This is a genomic window from Reyranella sp. CPCC 100927 (genome assembly GCF_007859315.1).
In the GTDB taxonomy this organism is placed as follows: domain Bacteria; phylum Pseudomonadota; class Alphaproteobacteria; order Reyranellales; family Reyranellaceae; genus Vineibacter.
This window is the reverse complement of sequence record NZ_VOHA01000003.1, coordinates 526,736-545,964: the sequence shown is the minus strand read 5'-3', so window position 1 is coordinate 545,964 and position 19,229 is coordinate 526,736. Positions and strand designations below refer to the sequence as shown.

16 protein-coding genes are annotated in these 19,229 nt (G+C 64.1%); 8 read left to right on the top strand and 8 right to left on the bottom strand.

The features are described 5' to 3' along the window. Nucleotides 1-6: 6 nt before the first annotated feature. From FQU96_RS11905 to FQU96_RS11870, 8 genes are read right to left on the bottom strand one after another with little or no spacing between them, the layout of a single operon-like run. Nucleotides 7-720 carry an ABC transporter ATP-binding protein gene (locus tag FQU96_RS11905; protein ID WP_146541645.1) on the bottom strand — a complete coding sequence of 238 codons (714 nt, stop codon included), beginning with the start codon at nucleotides 718-720 and terminating at the stop codon, nucleotides 7-9. Next, nucleotides 710-1,432, bottom strand: a complete 723-nt coding sequence (locus FQU96_RS11900; RefSeq protein WP_146541397.1) for an ABC transporter ATP-binding protein — start codon at nucleotides 1,430-1,432, stop codon at nucleotides 710-712. Before FQU96_RS11900 ends, FQU96_RS11905 begins: the two co-directional genes overlap by 11 nt. Beyond that, nucleotides 1,429-2,472 (bottom strand): ABC transporter permease, encoded by a 1,044-nt coding sequence (locus FQU96_RS11895; RefSeq protein WP_146541395.1) that lies wholly within the window; start codon nucleotides 2,470-2,472, stop codon nucleotides 1,429-1,431. The genes FQU96_RS11900 and FQU96_RS11895 overlap by 4 nt, the downstream gene beginning before the upstream one ends. Nucleotides 2,473-2,481: 9 nt before the next feature. Beyond that, complete coding sequence (locus FQU96_RS11890; protein ID WP_146541393.1) at nucleotides 2,482-3,348, bottom strand: branched-chain amino acid ABC transporter permease; 867 nt, start codon at nucleotides 3,346-3,348, stop codon at nucleotides 2,482-2,484. Between the two features lie 56 nt (nucleotides 3,349-3,404). After that, nucleotides 3,405-4,643 carry an urea ABC transporter substrate-binding protein gene (locus tag FQU96_RS11885; RefSeq protein ID WP_146541391.1) on the bottom strand — a complete coding sequence of 413 codons (1,239 nt, stop codon included), beginning with the start codon at nucleotides 4,641-4,643 and terminating at the stop codon, nucleotides 3,405-3,407. Between the two features lie 44 nt (nucleotides 4,644-4,687). After that, entirely contained in the window at nucleotides 4,688-5,692 is a 1,005-nt protein-coding gene (locus FQU96_RS11880; protein ID WP_146541389.1) for an acetamidase/formamidase family protein, read from the bottom strand. Nucleotides 5,693-5,717: 25 nt separating this feature from the next. Continuing rightward, on the bottom strand, nucleotides 5,718-7,118 hold the full coding sequence (locus tag FQU96_RS11875) for an amidase (RefSeq protein WP_146541387.1): 1,401 nt from the start codon (nucleotides 7,116-7,118) through the stop codon (nucleotides 5,718-5,720). A gap of 31 nt (nucleotides 7,119-7,149) precedes the next feature. Then, nucleotides 7,150-8,661, bottom strand: coding sequence for an amidase (locus tag FQU96_RS11870; protein WP_146541385.1), 1,512 nt, complete (start codon nucleotides 8,659-8,661; stop codon nucleotides 7,150-7,152). 305 nt (nucleotides 8,662-8,966) lie between these two features. On the opposite strand from FQU96_RS11870, the gene FQU96_RS11865 reads away from it, so the two are divergent. From FQU96_RS11865 to FQU96_RS11830, 8 genes are all read left to right on the top strand, one after another. Next, nucleotides 8,967-10,157: a transporter substrate-binding domain-containing protein gene (locus FQU96_RS11865; RefSeq protein ID WP_146541383.1), complete on the top strand. Its 1,191-nt coding sequence runs from the start codon at nucleotides 8,967-8,969 to the stop codon at nucleotides 10,155-10,157. Beyond that, nucleotides 10,154-10,750, top strand: coding sequence for an ANTAR domain-containing response regulator (locus tag FQU96_RS11860; RefSeq protein ID WP_146541381.1), 597 nt, complete (start codon nucleotides 10,154-10,156; stop codon nucleotides 10,748-10,750). Before FQU96_RS11865 ends, FQU96_RS11860 begins: the two co-directional genes overlap by 4 nt. Before the next feature lie 275 nt (nucleotides 10,751-11,025). Further along, nucleotides 11,026-11,964, top strand: a complete 939-nt coding sequence (locus FQU96_RS11855; protein ID WP_146541379.1) for an ABC transporter permease — start codon at nucleotides 11,026-11,028, stop codon at nucleotides 11,962-11,964. Further along, nucleotides 11,961-12,854, top strand: a complete 894-nt coding sequence (locus FQU96_RS11850) for an ABC transporter permease (protein WP_146541377.1) — start codon at nucleotides 11,961-11,963, stop codon at nucleotides 12,852-12,854. Before FQU96_RS11855 ends, FQU96_RS11850 begins: the two co-directional genes overlap by 4 nt. Beyond that, nucleotides 12,851-14,416, top strand: a complete 1,566-nt coding sequence (locus FQU96_RS11845; RefSeq protein WP_218574688.1) for an ABC transporter substrate-binding protein — start codon at nucleotides 12,851-12,853, stop codon at nucleotides 14,414-14,416. Before FQU96_RS11850 ends, FQU96_RS11845 begins: the two co-directional genes overlap by 4 nt. A gap of 37 nt (nucleotides 14,417-14,453) precedes the next feature. After that, nucleotides 14,454-16,025 (top strand): ABC transporter substrate-binding protein, encoded by a 1,572-nt coding sequence (locus FQU96_RS11840; RefSeq protein WP_178130460.1) that lies wholly within the window; start codon nucleotides 14,454-14,456, stop codon nucleotides 16,023-16,025. 32 nt (nucleotides 16,026-16,057) lie between these two features. Continuing rightward, nucleotides 16,058-17,608 (top strand): ABC transporter substrate-binding protein, encoded by a 1,551-nt coding sequence (locus tag FQU96_RS11835; RefSeq protein WP_178130459.1) that lies wholly within the window; start codon nucleotides 16,058-16,060, stop codon nucleotides 17,606-17,608. A 31-nt stretch (nucleotides 17,609-17,639) separates the two neighbouring features. Further along, nucleotides 17,640-19,211 (top strand): ABC transporter substrate-binding protein, encoded by a 1,572-nt coding sequence (locus tag FQU96_RS11830; RefSeq protein ID WP_146541371.1) that lies wholly within the window; start codon nucleotides 17,640-17,642, stop codon nucleotides 19,209-19,211. The last annotated feature ends 18 nt before the right edge of the window (nucleotides 19,212-19,229 follow it).

Here is a 19,229-nt window from a genome sequence, read left to right as displayed (position 1 = left end):
CAGTCTTCAAATCAGAAGATGCTGGCGAACGGCATCGCGCGTTTGCAATTGATCGCGGTCGATCTCGGCGATGATGCTCCCTTTGTCCGCCACATAGCAACGTTCGCTGATCGCCATGATGGTATCGAGATTCTGCTCCACGAACAGAATGGTCGTTCCCAGTTGATCGCGTATCGAGCGCAGGACCTCGCAGATCATCTGGACGATCGACGGCTGAATGCCCTCGGACGGTTCATCCAACAGCATCAACAATGGATTGCCGACCATGGCTCGGCCAATGGCCAACTGCTGCTGCTCACCGCCGCTCAGCGTCCCGGCCGATTGTCGACGCCGCTCTTTCAGGATCGGGAAGTGTTGGTAGACGAGATCGGTGAGCCGACGGCCATCACCACGACCCACCAGGCGGCTCACCCACAGATTTTCCTCGACCGTCATGCGGGGAAAGACCTGGCGACCCTGCGGAATGTAGCCGATCCCCAACCGCGCGCGGGCATCGGCCGGCAACTCGGTGATCGGTGCGCCCTGGAAGCGGATTTCCCCTGACGTCGCCGGCAAGAGCCCGATGAGGCATCGCATCGTGGTGGTCTTCCCCACGCCGTTGCGGCCGATCAGGCTGACGATCTCGCCCTTGTGGATCTTCATGTCGATGCCACGCAGCACCGGCGTGCTGCCGTAGCCTGCTTTCAGGTCGACGACCTGGAGGACGGCGTCAGTGACCATGGCCCTTACCCAGGTAGATCTCCTCGACGCGCGGATCGGCAATCACTGCATCGATGTTGCCCTGGGCGAAGACGCGCCCCAGATGCAGGACCGTGACCTGCTGCGCGATCTGGCGCACAAAGGTCATGTCATGCTCGACGACCAGCACCGTCATGCCCTGCGCGTTCAGGCTCTTGATCATATCACCGGTGCGCTCGGTCTCCTGTGGCGACATTCCCGCCGTCGGTTCATCCAGCAGCAGCAGCGCGGGTTTGAGGGCCAGCGCCATGCCGATCTCCAGCCATTGCTGCTGGCCATGAGCCAGAACACCGGCCGGCCTGTCGGCATCGTCCTTCAACTGCAGGAACTCCAGCAGCCGCCCCTTCTCCGTTTCCATGGCCGGCCCAGACAAGGTTCGCTGCAGGGAGATCTCCAGGTTCTGGGCCACCGGCAGGTCGCGGAACACGCTGGGCACCTGCAGCTTGATGCTCATGCCGCGCCCGACCCGCTCATAAGGTTTGCGGTGCGTCACGTTCTCGCCGCGGAACAGGACCTCGCCCTGGGACGGGGCATAGGTTCCGGCGATCAGCTTGAACAGCGTGCTCTTGCCGGCGCCATTGGGGCCGATCAGGCAATGGATCTCGCCGGTGGCCACCGCAATGCTCACGTCGGCCACGGCAGACAGGCCGCCAAAGCGCTTGTTCAGCTGGCGCGTCTCCAGGATTGCCGTCACGACGCAGCCCCTCGTCCCAGCCGGCCCAGCAGGCGGCCGACGCCGATCACGAAGCCCGATGGGATCAGCAGGACCGTGACCAGCAGCAGGAAGCCCATGAGGATCAGGGCGTATTGCTGGCTGTAGACGGTGATGGTCTGGAACACCAGCAGCAGCAGGAAGGTGCCGACAAGGGTCGCGGTGAGGTCCTGCCGGCCGCTGAAGGCAACCCAGATGATCGGCATGGCCGCCGCCGGCAATCCCATCGACGCCGGCGGGATGAACTGGCCCCACGCCGTGTAGAGCCCACCGCTGAGGGCGGCCAGGGAACTGCCGATGACGAAGGTCACCAGCTGGTATTTGCGCACGTCATAGCCCAGCAGTTCGGTCCGCAGTGGATCCTCGCGGATCGCCACCAGCACATTGCCGAAGCGGCTGTTCACCAGGATGCGCAGGCCGAGATAGATCACCAGCAGCAGGACCAGCACGAAATAATAGAGCGCGTTGCCTTCCAGCGTGATGTTCTCGTCGAACCACGGCAGTTCCAGCGCCGGCATGCCGATCATGCCGTTGAACCCGTTGAAGCGCGCCTTGCCGATGGCCCATTCCGGCCCCGCCGTCTGGCCGAAGAAGGCCGCCAGCGCCAGGGTCGTGGCGAACGTCACGATGCCGAAGAAGACGCCGCCCACCCGGCCGTAGATCAGGAAGTAACCCAGCAATGCCGCGAACAGGGCTGCCACGGCAATGCCGCCGAGCAGGCACAGGAAGGTCAACCCACCGGTCGCGCCCAGATTGATCGAGATCACGCCATAGGTGTAGCCGGCGACGCCGAAGAACGCGGTCTGGCCGAAGGAAAACATGCCGGCGTAGCCCCACATCAGGGACAGGCCGAGCGCCGTGAAGGTCGATAGCAGCAGATAGGCGATGTTGCCGACATCGTAAGGATCCGACAGCGCCGGGTAACCCAGGGCGATCATCAGAACCAGTGCGAAACCGGTCCAGAAGAAGCGTCCGTTGCCCAGTGTCTGCGGTCCGTTGAGCGTATTCACGATCGGCGCCATGCGTGCGTCCTAGCCTCCCCGGCGCGACAGCCAGCCGGACACGCCTTCGGGCAGCATGCGGATGACAATGATGACCGTGATCAGCAGGCCGATCTGGCCGGCGATCTGGCCGTACCACGCATTGAGGATGGTACGCACCACGCCCAGCAGAATGCCGGCAGGCGCCGTCCCCAGCAGCACGTTGGCGCCGCCCACGACGACGGTCACGAAAGACTCGATGATGAAGGTGATGCCCATGGTCGGTATCAGCGTCATGGTCGGTGCATAGAGCGCGCCGCACAGACCGGCGAGCGCCGCACCCAGGCCGAAGCTGACGGCATACATGCGCTGCGTGCGCACACCCAGGGCGCGGGCCATCTCGGCATTCTGCATCGTCGCGCGCGCCATGACGCCATAATTGGTGCGCATGTAGATCAGGTACAGCCCAACAAGCACGCCTACCGCGGCGCCGAACAGCACCAGACGATAGGTCGAGAACGTGTAGCCGCCCACCGCGAAGCTGCCCAGCGGCGTGCCGATGCCCTGCCAGCTCGAGCCGAGCACGATCAGCATGCCCTGCGTCACCATCAGGCTGATGCCCCAGGTCGCCAGGATGGAGTCGAGCGGCCGGTGATAAAGGTGCCGGATGATGGTGCGCTCCAGCACGATGCCGACCATGCCGGCCGACAGCGCGCCGATCAGCTGCGCCAGCGGCAGTGGCACGCCGTGCTGCACGCAGATGACCGTGACGTAGATGCCGCAGGTGATGAACTCGCCGTGGGCCATGTTGATGATGCCCATCATGCCGAAAATGATGGCAAGGCCGGCCGCAGCGAGGATCAGGAAGGCAAAAACGTCAGCGAACTGAAACGCGATCGAGAAGATTTCAGCGAACATGGTGGATCCGGCTAGTCACCCCTCTCCCCGCGAGAGCGGGGAGAGGGAGATACACGTCACTTCTTCGGCAGGCTGGTGGGCGTGTACTGCTCCTTGGGATCCTTCTTGGTCAGGTCGCAGCCGATGTCACCCAACCAGTACGGCTTGATGAGACCGAAATCCTTGATCACCCGCACCGAGTGATCGGGGTTGACGCCGATCAGCCGCATGTGATGCGAGGTGTGCTGGCTCTTCGGGTCGATGCAGATCTTGCCTTCAGGCGCATCGATGCAAGCCTCGCCGGTGGCGATGACCTTGCGCAGATCGGCCTTCTTGGTCGACTTCGCCTTCTCGACCAGCCCCTTGTACATGTAGAGCGCGGTATAGGCGTTGTAGCCCATGTCGTTGATGTAGGTCTCGTTGGGGAACTTCGCCCGCCACCGCTTCTTGAAATCGTTGGCCGCCGGCGTGTCGATCTCCTCGAACCAGTTGGCCGTGGCATGCATCTTGGCCAGGGCCGGCGGCGGGAAGCGCTTGTGCTCGAAGCCCAGCATGACCTTGATCGAGCTGCCCATCGGGATGGTCAGCTTCGCCGCGGCCGCCTGTTCGAAGAAGGAATCCTGCGAGGCGCCGACATTCAGAGTCATGATCCAGTCCGGGTTGGCCCGCTGGATGTTCTGGATGGTCTGGCCGAACTGCGAGACGCCCAGGGGAATGAACTCCTCGCCCACCACCTGGCCGCCCAGCTTTTTCATCAGATCGCGCGTCCACTCGGCCGAGATCTGCCCGAAATTATAGTCGGCAGCGATGGTGTAGACCTTCTTGCCGAACGTCTCGACCATCCACGGAATAAGCGTCGAGAACTGCTGCTCGGGCACGGCGCCGATGCTGATCGTGCTGGCATCGCACACGCCGCCTTCGTACTGGTTGGTATAGAAGTACGGCACATCGGTGCGGTTGACGATCGGACGCACGGCCTCGCGCGAGGCGCTGGTGATGCCGCCGATCAGCACGTCGACCTTGTCGCGCTGCAACAGGCGGCGGGCGAATTCCTGGTAGCGCGCATTGTCCATCTGGGGGTCGAGATGGATCAGCTCGATCTTGCGCCCCATGATGCCGCCGGCCTTGTTGATCTCCTCCGCCGCCAGCTGCGATCCGTTGAGCTTCGGCTTACCCATCAGGGCGATGTCGCCGGAGACATCCTCCAGCAGGCCGACCTTGATCGGCTGTTGCGCCATCGCCGGTGCCGCCACCATCGCCAGTGATGCGGCAATGGCCGTGCTACACAGCACCCCTGTTCGCTTCGTCTTGCCCATAGTCACCTCCTCCTCAGCCCCACGAGGTTGGCCGGCGCGTGGCGTTATGCCCCCGCCGGCAGGTATTTCTTCAGCACACCGGCGCCGACCGTGTATTTCGGATCGACGAAGTTGCCGAGCCGGACCTTGCCGCACTGGCTCAGCATCATGTAGGCGTCGAGCTGGTCGAAGCCGTAATCGGCCGCCATCCAGCGAATCAGCTCGCGATAGGCGATACGGGTTGCATCCTCCAGCGGTCGCGCGCTGCCGATGGCCATGATCTGCTCATCGGTCTCCAGGCGTGGCCACTCGATCGTCCACTTCTTGACGACGTCGACGCGGATGGTGGTGAGGCTGGCGTGCTCGACCGCAACGCCACACACCTCACCGTCACCCTGGCAGGCATGGGCGTCGCCGATGAACAGGCGCGCACCGGGCACCCGCACCGGCAGGTACGTCACGGTGCCCGGCCCCATGTCCGGCAGGTCCATGTTGCCGCCATGGTTGTCGGGCGTCAGCGAACTGATGGAATCGATCTCGGGCGAGCAGCTCAGGGTGCCGATATGCGGCTTGTAGGGCAACTTCACCTTGTCGCTCCAGTGGACCGTCTTCTCGTCCACCAGGATCTTGCGCACGATTTCCGGCAATGGCTGATTGAGGGTCGCCGTGTAGTACGTCCCCGTCAGCGCGCCGAATTCGGGAATGAGCGCGCAGGTTCCGCGCGGCTGCTCGCCGCGCGGCGCCATCGCCTCGATGTGCACGGCCAGCGCATCGCCGGGCTCGGCGCCCGCGATCATGATCGGTCCGTTCTGCGGGTTGGCGAACGGCATCCTGATCTTCTCGCTGGGCTTGTCAGCCTCGGTCTTGATGCGGCCGCTGAAGGCATCGCGTGTCTCGACGACAATCCGATCGCCCGGATTCACCGTCATGACCGGCTGCGAGTAAGGGCCGATCGTGAAGTGGAACTCAGCCTGCCGCTCCTCGGTCAGCTGGTGTGTTTCTCCGACCTTGCCGCGCGCTTCGCCGCGGCGGTTCATGATCGACTGTGAAATCCAGGCGTTGATGCTCATGGCGAATGTCCCGGGTTGAACCGCATCACATCGGCGGCCGGCGTTTGTGCCAGTCGGTGGCCAGCTGGTAGGCATGCCCGGCGCGCAGCAGCAGATCCTCTTCCATGTGCCGCGACACCAGCTGGAAGGCGATCGGCAAGCCCTTGGCGGTGAAGCCGCCGGGCAAGGTGATCGTCGGGCTGCCTGTCATGTCGAACGGCGCGGTGAAGCGCAGCAGCTTCTCGATCGCCCCCTCGTCCTGGCCGAGCGTGGCCATCGTCGCCGTGGTCGGCGACGCGGCGTACTGGGCCGGAATCACCAGCAGGTCGACGTCCTGGAAGAACGCCGCGACCCGCCCCCGGAAGGCCTCGCGCGTGATCAGGATCTTGTCCAGATCGAAAGCTGACAGGGAGCGGCCGGCCTCGATGAGGCCGCGCAGCGCCGGGCCGTACTGGTCGGCCTGCGCTGGGAACGTGGCTTCGTGCGCCACGGCGGTCTCGACCGCGCACAGCGGCACCCAGACCTTCACCACGGCATCGGGCGACGGAAACGCCACGTCGCGGATCTCGGCGCCGAGGCTCTGCAGCACCGCGACGGCGTCATCGACCACCTTCACCATGTCCTTGTCGACGCCGGTCGTATTGAGACTGCGATCGACCCCGACCCGCACGCCGCGGATGCCCCGTTCGAGCCCGGCGAGATAGTTGGGGACCGCCTCCTGCCGGGCTGTCGGATCGTTGGCGTCGGCACCGGCAATGACACTCAGAATGGCAGCGGCATCCGCCGCGCTGCGTGTCATCGGGCCGATGTGATCCAGCGAATCCGCCAGTGCGAAGACGCCGTAGCGGCTCACCCGTCCCCAGGTCGGCTTGAGCCCCGTCACACCATTGGCTGCCGACGGAAACCGGATCGAACCGCCGGTGTCGGAGCCAAGGGAGGCGAAGCAGAGGCCGGCCGCCGTCGCCACACCCGATCCGCTCGACGACGCGCCCGACCAATGGTCCTTGTCCCACGGATTGACCGGCGGCGTGATGGACGGGTGGTGGTCGGCGAAGGCACCTTCGGTCAGCTGCAGCTTACCCAGCAGGACGGCCCCTGCCGCCGCCAGCCGTTCGACCACGGTCGAATCGTGGTCGGGTTTGAACGCGGCATGGATGGCCATGCCAGCCGCCGTGGGGACACCCTTGGTATAGCAGAGGTCCTTCACGGCGATCGGCACGCCGTGCAGCGGGCCACGATAGACGCCGCGCGCGATCTCGGCTTCCGCCTGCTGCGCCTGCTTGACCGCAAGATCTGCCGTCACCGTGGCATAGCTCTTGAGGTTGCCGTCGAGCCTCTCGATCCGTGCCAGCAGGGCCCGGGTCAACGCGACCGGCGACACGGCGCCGCTGCGGATACGTCGCGCGACATCGACCAGCTCAAGATAATGGAGGTTGTCAGCACTCATCGTGTCCTCGTCCTGCTTCATTCGGTGCGCCCTACCGGCGGCCATGGCTGCGCTCGAACGCCGCCGCGGCCTGGATCAGCCGGCTCTCCTCGAAATGACGTCCGACCAGCATCAGTCCCACCGGCAAGCCGTCCTTCCGGCCACACGGTATCGTAAACGCGGGATGGCCGCTGACATCGAATGGACAGGTGTTGGCCTGCATATTGAGCGCGCGATCGATGTAGACGTCGCGCGGACAGTCCGGTTCCGGGATGAGAGTCGCGGTGAAAGGAATCGTGGGCATGGCCAGAATGTCGACATCGCGCAGCGCCTGGTCGTAGGCGTCGCGCAACAGCACACGCAAGTTCTGTGCCTTGGAGTGGTAGCGATTGTGATAATGCCGGTGGAGGTACTCCCCCAGCAGCAACACCAGCTTCACCGTCTCCGAGGCGTCGTTGATGCGCGAGGCCATGCCGCGAGCGAAAGCCTCCTGCATCGACAACGGATAATACGCCGCCACGTTGTTGCCGACACCGTAGCCCTTCAGCATCATCTCGGCGGCGCCTTCCAGGATGATCCCGCTCCAGATATGCGGTCCGTCGTAATGCACGGGGATCGAGACCTCGCTGAGCGTCGCCCCCGCACCGGCCAACGTTTCGATGGCGCCTCGCACCATGCGATCGACCTCGGGATCGCTTTCGGGGTGGCCGAAGCCCTGTTTCATGATGCCGATCCGCAAACCGGCAGCCCCCTTGCCCAGCGCGCCGAGATAATCGTCCGTACGCGCCAGCTGCGTGCGCGGATCGTAGCCATCGTGACCGGCAATCACGCTCAGCAACCGCGCAACATCCTCGGTCGTGGCCCCCATCGGCCCGCAATGGTCGATCGAATAGGAAATCGGCATCGATCCGGTGGTCGGCACCAGGCCCCAGGTCGGTTTCAGGCCATAGATCCCGCACCAACTCGACGGCGTCCGGATGGAGCCACCCTGATCACCCCCCAATGCCATCGGCACGTCGCCCGCCGCCACGACCGCCGCACTGCCGCCCGACGAGCCGCCGGCGCTGTGTTTGACGTTGTGCGGATTGCGGATCGCGCCCGTGGCGCAGGTGTGACTGGCGCCTGAAAAGCAAAGATCTTCGCACGCGGCTTTGCCCGCGATCGTGCCGCCGGCGTCCAGGATGCGGGTAACGACCGTGGCGTCGATCTCCGGCACGTAGCCTTCCAGAAGCTGCGAGCCGTTCATCATCGGCACGCCGGCAACGCAGATGTTGTCCTTGATGGCGACGCGCTTGCCAGCCAGCAGGCCCGACGGCGCTCCCGCGATGTCGGTCTTCCAGTACCAGGCGTTGAATGGATTCTCCGCGGCGGACGGCCTGTATCCGGGTCCCCGCGGATACTTTACCGCGAGCTTCGGCTCGACCAGTTCGTCGAGCCGGGCGTAGGAGGCAATCGGCCCGCGCATGAGGTCGCGAAAGGATCCCAGGTCATCGTCGCTGAGCGCCAACCCGAACGAGCGCGAGATCGCGTCGAGCTGCTCGATGCTGGGCAATCTGACCGGCATTCTGTTTCCCCCTCACGCCCAGACGCCAAGCAACAGAGACCCGAAGGCACCTTGCGGGACCTCCAGGCTCTGTTGCCGATCGAGGCCTCTCAGCCTCGCATGTCTGCTGTCTGTGGCGCCGCGAACACGCGATGATGGACACTCTTGTCCCGCGCGCGGCGACGTTCCTTGATCAATGCACGGCGATAGTCATATCCGCTGTCTGGGCTGTCAATCCGTTTGTCACGGCTGAGCAATGCATCTGTCGCAATGCGCCTTGACGCCTGCCGTCCATCGCTGCGACGCTGCCCGCGGGGTGGAGCACGATGGCGAAACGTCGGCGCGAGACTGTCCATATCGGTGTTCTCTACTCGCTCACCGGTCCTTACGGACTGGTGGGGCGCGAGATGCTGAACGGCCTGACGCTTGCCGTCGAGCAGGTGAATGCCAGCGCCGAGTTCGACTTTCAGTTCACGCCCCTGGTGTTCGATCCCGGCGGTGAGCTCGAGGTCTACCAGGAACATTGCGAACTCCTGATCCGCGACAAGGCGGTTCGTCATATCGTCGGCTGCTACACGTCAGCGTCGCGCAAGCAGGTGCTGCCGCTGGTCGAGCGGTACGACCGCTTGCTGTGGCACTCGGCCCGCTACGAAGGCTTCGAGAACAGCGACAACGTGATCTATGTCGGCGCCGCCCCCAACCAGCACATCGTGCCGCTGGCGCGCTACATGATCGAAACACTGGGAACCAGCGTCTACTGCGTGGGTGCCAACTACCTGTGGACGTGGGAAACCAACCGCGTCCTGCAGGAGATCGTGTCGGCGGCCGGCGGCACGATCATCGCCAAGCGGCTTGTCGCGCTGGGCGATCCTGAAATCAGCCACGTCGTGAGCGAGATCATCGAACGCAAGCCGCCCATCATCTTCAACACCCTGGTCGGTGAAGCGAGCTATCGCTTTCATCGCGAACTCTATCGTGCGCAATCGCATGGCGCCCATCGTGATGCGCCGCGGCCGCCCATCCTGAGCTGCAGCCTGTGCGAACCGGAACTGCGCCTGATCGGTCCGCGTGCGTCGGTCGGGCACATCACATCGTCGGTCTATTTCGCGAGCATCGACACACCGGAGAATCGCACCTTCGTGCGGCGCTATCGCGAGATGTTCGGCAGCAGCAATCTGCCGTCCGTCGATGCCGAGGCATCCTACCTGTGCGGCATCCTGCTGGCGCGCGCGATCCGACGTGCCGGCTCGACCGATGTGCAGGCCGTGCGCGCGGCCGTCTACAAGGACGAACTGAACGCGCCGCAGGGACCGGTGAAGATCGATCCGGAAAACAATCACTGCTACCTGACACCCAGGCTGGCGCGGTCGCGGACCGGCTTCACGTTCGACATCCTCGACACGGCGCCGTCGGCCGTGAAGCCGGATCCGTACCTGACCTGGCTCGATCTCGACGACCTGACGCGCAATGCGCGCGGCGGCGCCCGGCCCGGCAGTCCCTTGCGGCTCGTCAAATGAGGCGGCGTCACCTGGCATCGTTTCGCGGGCTGCACGCGCTGATCGAGCACTGTCCTGGCCGCGACCGGACGGTCCTGGCCACCCAGCTCGACGTGCTGGGCCTCAAAGTGACGGCTCTCGAAACGGCGCCAGCGCCGCCGTGGGACGGCGTCGACATCTTTTTCTTCGATGCCGATGCCGGATACGCCGGCGGTCCCGAGGAAGCACCACCGGAAATCAACCTGCCGTCGGTGGCGCTGATCGGATCCGAAACACCGGGGCGGCTCGAATCGATGCTGGCGCGCGAACCGTCGGCTTACCTGATGAAGCCGATTCGTTCGACCGGCGTCTATTCATCGCTGGCCATCGCCCTGCATCGGTTCGCGCTGATCCAGGCCATGCGCCGCAAGCTGGCGTCGGCTGAGGAGCGCTTGAAGTCGCGTCGCATTCTCTTCTCCGCCGTGCTGCAGGTGATGAACCAAGCACAGGTTGGCGAAGCCGAGGCTTTCCGGCTTCTGCAACGCGCCGCGATGTCCCAGCGTGTGACCTTGGAAGTACTGAGCGCCCGGATTCTCGCCGGCCAATGTCCTCTGCCACGTGTCGCTGCAGGTTAGTCACCGACCCGTGAACGCTGCCCTGTTATTGGCGCCACATGGATTCGTCATCCGATCCCGTATCGCGAAACGCCGCATGTTTGACTCGTCCCGCGAAAGCTGTAAGCGTGACGACAGGTGAGGAAACGCTTGGGAGCAACGACTCCCACATCGGCTACGATGACAAGGCCGCGCGTGACGACATGCGCAACGGCCGGCCAGGGGTGGACGGGCGCCACGCTTCGGCGTGAACGGGGCTGCTTGTCCTCCTGGTAGAGAATGCCGGAGGACGATGCATGGGACGACAGATCCTTCACCGTCTGCTGATTTCTGTTCCCGCCCTGCTCGGCGTGCTCTTCCTCTGTTTCTGCCTGCTGCAGGTCGTGCCTGCCGACCCCGCCATGATCATCGCCGGCCCCGACGCCAAGGCCGAAACGATCGCCGCCATCCGCCTTGAACTCGGCCTCGACCGTCCCATTCCCATCCAGTTCGTCGACTATATCGGCCGCGTGATACAGGGCGATCTCGGCCGCTCCATCATCTCCAACAAGATGGTGATCGAGGAGCTCGGCCACACGATCGGCCCCACGGTCGAGCTGATGCTGGGCGCCATGCTGATGGCGGTGCCCTGTGGCCTGGCGCTGGGCACGTTGGCCGCCGTCAAGCGCGGCAGCATCACCGACCGCATCATTATGGCGTTCTCCGTCGCCGGCGTTTCCATGCCGGTGTTCTTCATCGGCCTGATCCTGATCCAGTACGTCGGCTTCAAGATGGCGCTGCTGCCGTTCACCGGTCGCACGGGGCCGGTCTGGGCCGGCGGGCTGCCCAGCCTGATACTGCCTGCCGTCACCCTGGGCAGCGTGCTGATCGGACCGATCGCGCGGCTGACCCGGACGGCGGTGCTGGAGGTGCTGGGCGCCGACTTCGTGCGCACGGCGCGCGCCAAGGGCCTGCGTGAGACGGTGGTCATCGTGCACCACGCACTGCGCAACGCCCTGATTCCGGTCGTGACCCTGATCGGCCTGCAGGCCGCGTTCCTGCTGGGCGGCGCCGTGGTGACCGAGACCATGTTCGCGTGGCCCGGCGTCGGGCGGCTGGCGGTCGGCGCTATCGTGTCGAGCGATTTCCCGACCGCCCAGGGCGCGATCATGATTCTGGCGATGGCCTTCCTGATGATCAACCTGATCGTCGATGTCCTCTACGTCTATCTCGATCCGAGGGTACAGCGCGGATGACCGTCGATATCCTGCCCGCCCCATCGTCCGTCGCCGCCGAGACCGAGCCCAGCCTGCCTGGCCGCGCCAGCGTCCTGCGACGCTTGGCGCGCGATCCCGTGGCGCTCACCGCCGCCGTGCTGCTGACCGCGATCGCCTTGGCCGCCGTATTCGCCCCCTGGGTGGCACCCTACGACCCCTACTACACCGATCTCTCCAAGGCGATGCAGGCGCCCAGCGAGGCCCATTGGTTCGGTACCGACAACACCGGGCGCGACATTCTGAGCCGGGTGATCTTCGGCACGCGCAACACCCTGATGCTGGGCCTGGTGGGCGTCATCATCGGCGGTTTCCTCGGTGGATTGCTGGGCATCCTCGCCGCCTTCTACCGCCGACTCGACGGCTGGATCATGCGGCTGGTCGACATCATGCTGGCGTTCCCTGCGATCCTGATCGGGCTCGCCGTGGCGGCGATCTCGGGGGCCGGGCTAACGGCCGTCATCATCGCGCTGGTGGTTGCCACCGTGCCCGATGTCGCGCGCGTCGCACGCGGTGCCGCCGTCGGCGTCATGGGCCAGGAATTCATGGAAGCCGGCCGCGCCGTGGGCGTCTCTGATGCCACCCTGATCTGGCGCTACCTGACGCTGAACTGCATCTCCACCATCTTCGTGTTCCTGACCTTGCGCTTCGGCCAGATCATCCTGATCGGCTCGGCGCTGGGCTTCCTCGGCATGGGCGCCCAGCCGCCGACGGCCGAACTGGGCATGATGGCAGCGCAAGGCCGCGACTTCCTGTTCATGGCGCCGCACATCGCCACCATCCCGAGCCTTGCGATCTTCGTCATCGTGCTAGCGGCCAACCTGCTGGGCGACGTCCTGCGCGACGTGCTCGATCCAAGGCTGCAGCAATGATGCGATCGCTGCTCGCCGCCATCGCATCGGCATGCTTGGCCCTGCCGGCGGCGGCGCAGACCTTGACCCTGCTGCGCAATATCGATGCGCCGCACTATGATCCGGCGCGCACGTCGGCCGGCGCCACGGCCGAGATCGTGTTCATCATCGGCGATACCCTGGTCGGGCTCGACTACGATCTCAAGACCGTGACGCCGCTGCTGGCGAAATCATGGACCGTGAGCCCGGACGGCAAGCTCTATACGTTCAAGCTCCGTGACGACGTCACCTTCTGCTCCGGCCGGAAGATGACGGCCGCCGACGTCGTGTTCAGCTTCAAGCGCGTGCTTGATCCGGAAATCAAGTCGCCGTTCGTTTGGCGCATGGGTCCAGTGAAGGACATCCGCGCACCGGACCCGCACACCGTCGAGTACGAGCTCGAGGCACCCTTCGGCGAGCTGCTGCTGCAGCTCACCAATTTCCAGGCCACGGTGCTCAATCCCGAGAACGTGGCGGCGCTGGGCAAGGATTTCGGCGTCAAGGGCTTCGACGGCACCGGACCGTTCTGCTTCCAGTCGTGGGAACCGCGCAACCAGACCGTGGCGCTCCGCCACGCCGCCTACCGCTGGGGTCCGCCTCTCTACAAGAACCCTGGCCCGGCGAAATATGAACGGGTCGTCTGGCGGATCGTGCCAGAGGAAGCGGCGCGCCTGGCGGCCATGGCCAGCGGCCAGATCGACATGACGTACAGCATGCCCGATCAGTACCTGCCGCAGCTGGCGAAAATGCCGTCGATCGAGATCCTGCGGCCGGCCGCGAACCTGCGGCTGTTCTACTTCGGCTTCAAAGCCAGTCGAGAGAACGTGTCCGACCCGCGCGTACGCACCGCGCTCAGCCAGGCCATCGACCGCCGGCAGCTGGTCGATGCGATCTACTTCGGCAATGGCGAGCCGGCGGCGACCTATCTGCATCCCAAGACGCCCGACTTCGATCCGGCAACGTCCACGCACCTCGGCACATACGACCCCGCTGCCGCGGGCCGCCTGCTGGACGAGGCCGGCTGGACACTCAGCGGCGACGGCTTCCGCTACAAGGACGGCAAGAAACTGACCTTGCTGCTGTATGGCTTCGCGGGCGGCCGGTCGCCCAAGATGGCCGAGGCAGTCCAGGGCTTCTGGCGCAAGATCGGCGTCGACCTGCAGCTGCAGATGTGGGATGGCACCATCGTCTTTTCCAAACTGGCGCAGCAGGACTACGACCTCTGGTCGATCGCCTTCCCCTACTCCAGCGCTGGCGACGCATTGCGGCTCTATTTCCATTCCACCAACATCCCGACACCCAACCGGATGAACTGGAAGGATCCGCAGACCGATCGCTGGCTGGAGGCCGGCGTCACCGCGCTGGATGCCAAGGCGCGTTTCGATGCCTTCGCCCAGGTTCAGAAGATCGTGCATCAGAATGCACTGTGGGTGCCCCTGGTACACGAGGGCCTGGCGCTGGTCGTCAACAAGCGGGTGAAGAACGTCCGCGCGCACCATGTCTACACGTCGATGATCTACAAGGCGCTCGATGCGTCACCATAAGACGCCAGCGCATCACCATCGCCACAGGGAGGCGATCATGAGGAGGAGCCTGCTTAGTCTCGGCGTTGTCTTCATGTCGAGCTGCATCGCCAGCGGCAGCGCAGCACAGACCTTGAACATGATGAAGTCGATTGATGCGCCCCACTACGATGCGCAGCGCACGACGTGGGGCCCGACCTCCGATGTCGTCAACATGTTCCAGGATACGCTGGTGGCACTGGACTGGGACGGCAAGACGCCGGTTCCCTATCTCGCCAAATCCTGGGAGATCAGCGCCGACGGCAAGACCTATACCTTCAAGCTGCGCGATGACGTGCAGTTCTGCAGCGGCAAGAAGCTGACGGCTGATGATGTCATCTTTTCGTTCAAGCGGCTGACCGATCCGGCGCTGAAGGGACCGTTTGCCTGGCGCGCCGGCAAGATCAAGGATTTGCGCGCGCCCGATCCTCACACCGTGATCTACGAATTGGAGGAACCCTATTCCGAGCTGCTGCTGCAGCTCACCATGTTCACCAACGTCATTCACAACAAGGACAGTGTCGAGGCGCTGGGCAAGGACTATGGCGTCAAGGGCGCCGACGGCACGGGTCCGTGGTGCCTCGTTTCCTGGCAGCCGCGCACCGAGGTCGTGCTGAAACGCCACGACGCCTATCGCTGGGGCCCGTCGATGTACCAGAACAAGGGGCCGGTGAAGTTCGAGCGGCTGTCGATCAAGATCGTGCCGGAAGAATCCAGTCGCGTGGCGGCGATGATGGCTGGGCAGTTCGATATCACGCATCAGTTCCCGCCACAGTTCATCGCCCAGGCCAAGGACGCACCGATGCTGCGGGTGCAGGAGGCCAAGCCCAATTTCCAGTTGCTCTATTTCGGCTTCAAGGTGACCCGGCCGATGGTGGCCGACCGGCGCGTGCGCCAGGCGATGAGCATTGCCATCAACCGGGCCGAGATCGCCAAGGCGATCCTGCTCGGCAATGCCGATCCGGCATTTACATTCGTCGACCCCGACGCGCTGGACCACGCCCCCAGGACCAGGGACGTGATCAAGGAGGACATCGAGCATGCCAAGCGGCTGCTCGACGAGGCCGGCTGGAAGGTCGGTGCCGACGGCATCCGTGAAAAGGACGGCATCAAGCTGATGCCGAAGGTCTACTATACGCAGTCCGGCAACACGCCGCGGGTCGCCGAGGCGATACAAGGCTATCTGCGCCGTATCGGCGTGCACTGGCAGCTGCAGCCCTGGGACTCGACCATCGCCGCCGCCAAGATGGCCGAGCAGGACTACGAGATCTGGTCGGTGACCGTGCCCTATCTCTCGGCCGGCGACCTGATGAACATCTATTTCGACTCAAGGAACGTTCCGACGCCCAACCGGATGAACTGGAAGGACGCCGAGACCGACGAATGGCTGCGCCTGGGGCGGGCAGCGCTCTCCGAGGCGGAGCGCGCCCGGTACTACGCCCTGGTGCAGCAGAAGGTGGCCGAGGAGCATCTCTGGATGCCCATCCTCAACATCAACATGCACATGGTGACCAACAAGAACATCAAGAGCGGCCGGCCGCACATGATCTATCAGAACACGTTCTACAAAGGCCTCGATTTCTCGTTCTGAGGGAGGATGAGATGCGCGGGAGTCTGCGGAGTATGACAGTGGCGCTCGGTGTCGCCGGGTTCGCGTCGGCCGCCGACGCCCAGACGCTGAACATGATGAAGTCGCTGGACGCGCCGCACTATGACGCGCAGCGCACGACCTGGTCACCGACCGCCGACATCGTCAACATGGTGCAGGACACCCTGGTGGCGCTCGACTGGGACGGCAAGACCGTGATTCCCTATCTGGCGGAAGCCTGGAAAGTCAGCGAGGACGGCCGCCTCTATACCTTCAAACTGCGCAAGGACGTCACCTTCTGCAGCGGCAAGAAGCTCACGGCCGACGATGTCGTGTACAGCTTCAATCGGCTGAAGTCCCCGGATATCAAGGCGCCCTTCGGTTGGCGCGCCGGTGATATCAAGGAACTGCGCGCACCGGATCCGTACACCGTCGAGTACGAACTCAAGGAGCCGTTCTCCGAGCTGCTGCTGCAGCTCACCATGTTCACAAACGTGATCCACAACAAGGAAAACGTCGAGACCCTGGGCAAGGACTACGGCATCAAGGGTCTGGATGGCACTGGCCCGTGGTGCTTTGTCTCCTGGCAACCGCGCACCGAGATCGTGCTGAAGCGGCACGAGGCTTACCGCTGGGGGCCGTCGATGTACCAGAACAAGGGGCCGGTGAAATTCGAGAAGCTGTCGATCAAGATCGTGCCGGAGGACTCCGCCCGCGTCGCCGCCATGCAGGGCGGACAGTTCGATTTCACCCACCAGTTTCCGCTGCAGTTCATCCAGCAGGCCCAGAAAGCGCCCAACCTGCTCGTGCAGGAAGCCCAGCCTGTGTTCCAGCTGGTCTATTACGGATTCAAGATCAGCCGGCCCATGGTATCCGACCGGCGCGTGCGCCAGGCCATGAGCATTGCCATCAATCGCGCCGAGATCGCCAAGGGCATCTACCTGGGCAACGCCGTCCCCGCCATCACGTTCGTCGACCCGGCGGCACCCGACTTCAATCCGGAAACCCAAAGCGTCGTGAAAGAGGATATCGAGCTCGCCAAGCGGCTGCTCGACGAGGCCGGCTGGAAGATGGGCGCCGACGGCATCCGAGAGAAGGACGGCATCAAGCTCGCGCCCAAGGTCTACTACACGCAGGTTGCCAATTTCGGCCGCACCAGCGAAGCGATCCAGGGCTACCTGCGCAAGATCGGCGTCGACTGGAGGATCGTCGGCTACGACTCGACCATCGCGCCGGCCAAGATGGCGGAACAGGACTACGAGCTGTGGACCGTCGCCGTGCCCTACCTGTCCGCCGGCGAGCTGATGAACCTCTACTTCGATTCGAAGAACATCCCGACGCCCAATCGCATGAACTGGCAGGATCCGCAGACCGACGCGTGGCTCAAGCTCGGACGTGGCGCGCTCAGCGACGCCGACCGGGCCAAATACTACGGTCTGGTGCAGAAGCGCGTGGCCGACGAGTTCCTGTGGATCCCCGTGATCAACGCCAACATGTACCAGGTCACCAACAAGAAGCTCAAAGGTGCCCGGCCGCACATGTTGTACCAGAACACTTTCTACAAGGGCCTGGACCTGTCGTTCTGAGAGACCAGAGATCAATAGCCGGAGGGTGGAAATGCGCAGGATGTTGCAAAGCGTGGTCGTCGTGGCCGGTTCAGTCTGCCTGGCATCGACGCCACAGGCGCAAACCTTGCGCATGATGAAGTCGCTCGACGCACCGCACTACGATGGCCAGCGCACCACCTGGTCGCCCAGCTCCGACATCGTCAACATGTTCCAGGATACGTTGGTCGCGCTCGACTGGGACGGCAAGACCGTGATTCCGTACCTGGCCAAATCCTGGACCGTGAGCCCCGACGGCAAGCTCTATACGTTCAAGCTGCGCGACGACGTGCAGTTCTGCAGCGGCAAGAAGTTCACCGCCGCCGACGTGGTCTACAGCGTCAAGCGCCTGCTGGACCCCGAGACCAAGGCGCCCCTGAAGTGGCGCGCCGGCAACGTGAAAGATCTGCGCGCACCGGATCCCTACACGGTCGAGTACGAGCTCAACGAGCCCTACGCCGATCTGATGCTGAACCTGGTCAGCTTCACCATGGCGATCCACAACAAGGAGAGCGTCGACAAGCTGGGCAAGGACTACGGCACGCAGGCGATCGATGGCACCGGCCCGTGGTGCTTCGAGTCCTGGCAGCCGCGCACGGAGATCGTGCTGAAGCGCCACGATGCCTACAAATGGGGCCCCTCGATGTACCAGAACAAGGGGCCGGTGAAGTTCGAGCGCCTGTCGATCAAGATCATTCCCGAGGATTCGGCGCGCGTCGCCGCCATGATCGGCGGCCAGTTCGATGTCACGCACCAGATCCCGCTGCAGTTCATCACCCAGGTCAAGGCAGCACCGATGCTGCAGGTCCAGGAAGCGAAACCGAACTTCCAGCTGATGTACTATGGCTACAAGACGACCCGGCCGATGGTGGCCGATCCGCGCGTACGCGAAGCCATGAACATCGCCATCAACCGGGCCGAGATCGTCAAGGGCATCATGCTGGGCAATGCCGACCCGGCCTACACCTTCATCGACCCGGCAACCTTGGACTTCGACCCGGCGACCAAGACCATGATCAAGGAGGATGTCGAGCGTGCCAAGAAGCTGCTCGACGAGGCCGGCTGGAAAGTGGGCAGCGACGGCATCCGCGAGAAGGATGGCGTCAAGCTGGCGCCCAAGGTGCTGTTCACCCAGGTCTCCTACTTCCCCCGGGTCTCCGAGGCGATCCAGGGCTATATGCGCAAGATCGGCGTCGACTGGAAGATCATCGGCTACGACTCGACCATCGCACCGGCCAAGATGGCCGAGCAGGAGTATGAGCTGTGGACGGTGACGTTTCCCTACATGTCGTCGGGCGACCTGCTGAATTTCTACTTCGACTCCAGGAACATCCCCGCCCCCAATCGCATGAACTGGAAGGACGCGCAGACCGACGAGTGGCTGAAGCTGGGCCGCGCGGCGCTGACCGACGCCGACCGCGCCAAGTACTACGGCCTGGTGCAGCGACGGATCACGGAGCAGCAATTGTGGATGCCGGTGATGAACGTCGCCATGTACACGACCAGCAGCAAGAAGCTGAAGGGCGTGCGGCCGCACATGCTCTACCAGAACACGTTCTACAAAGGCCTGGACTATTCGTTCTGACGGGCACCGGAGAGCTTG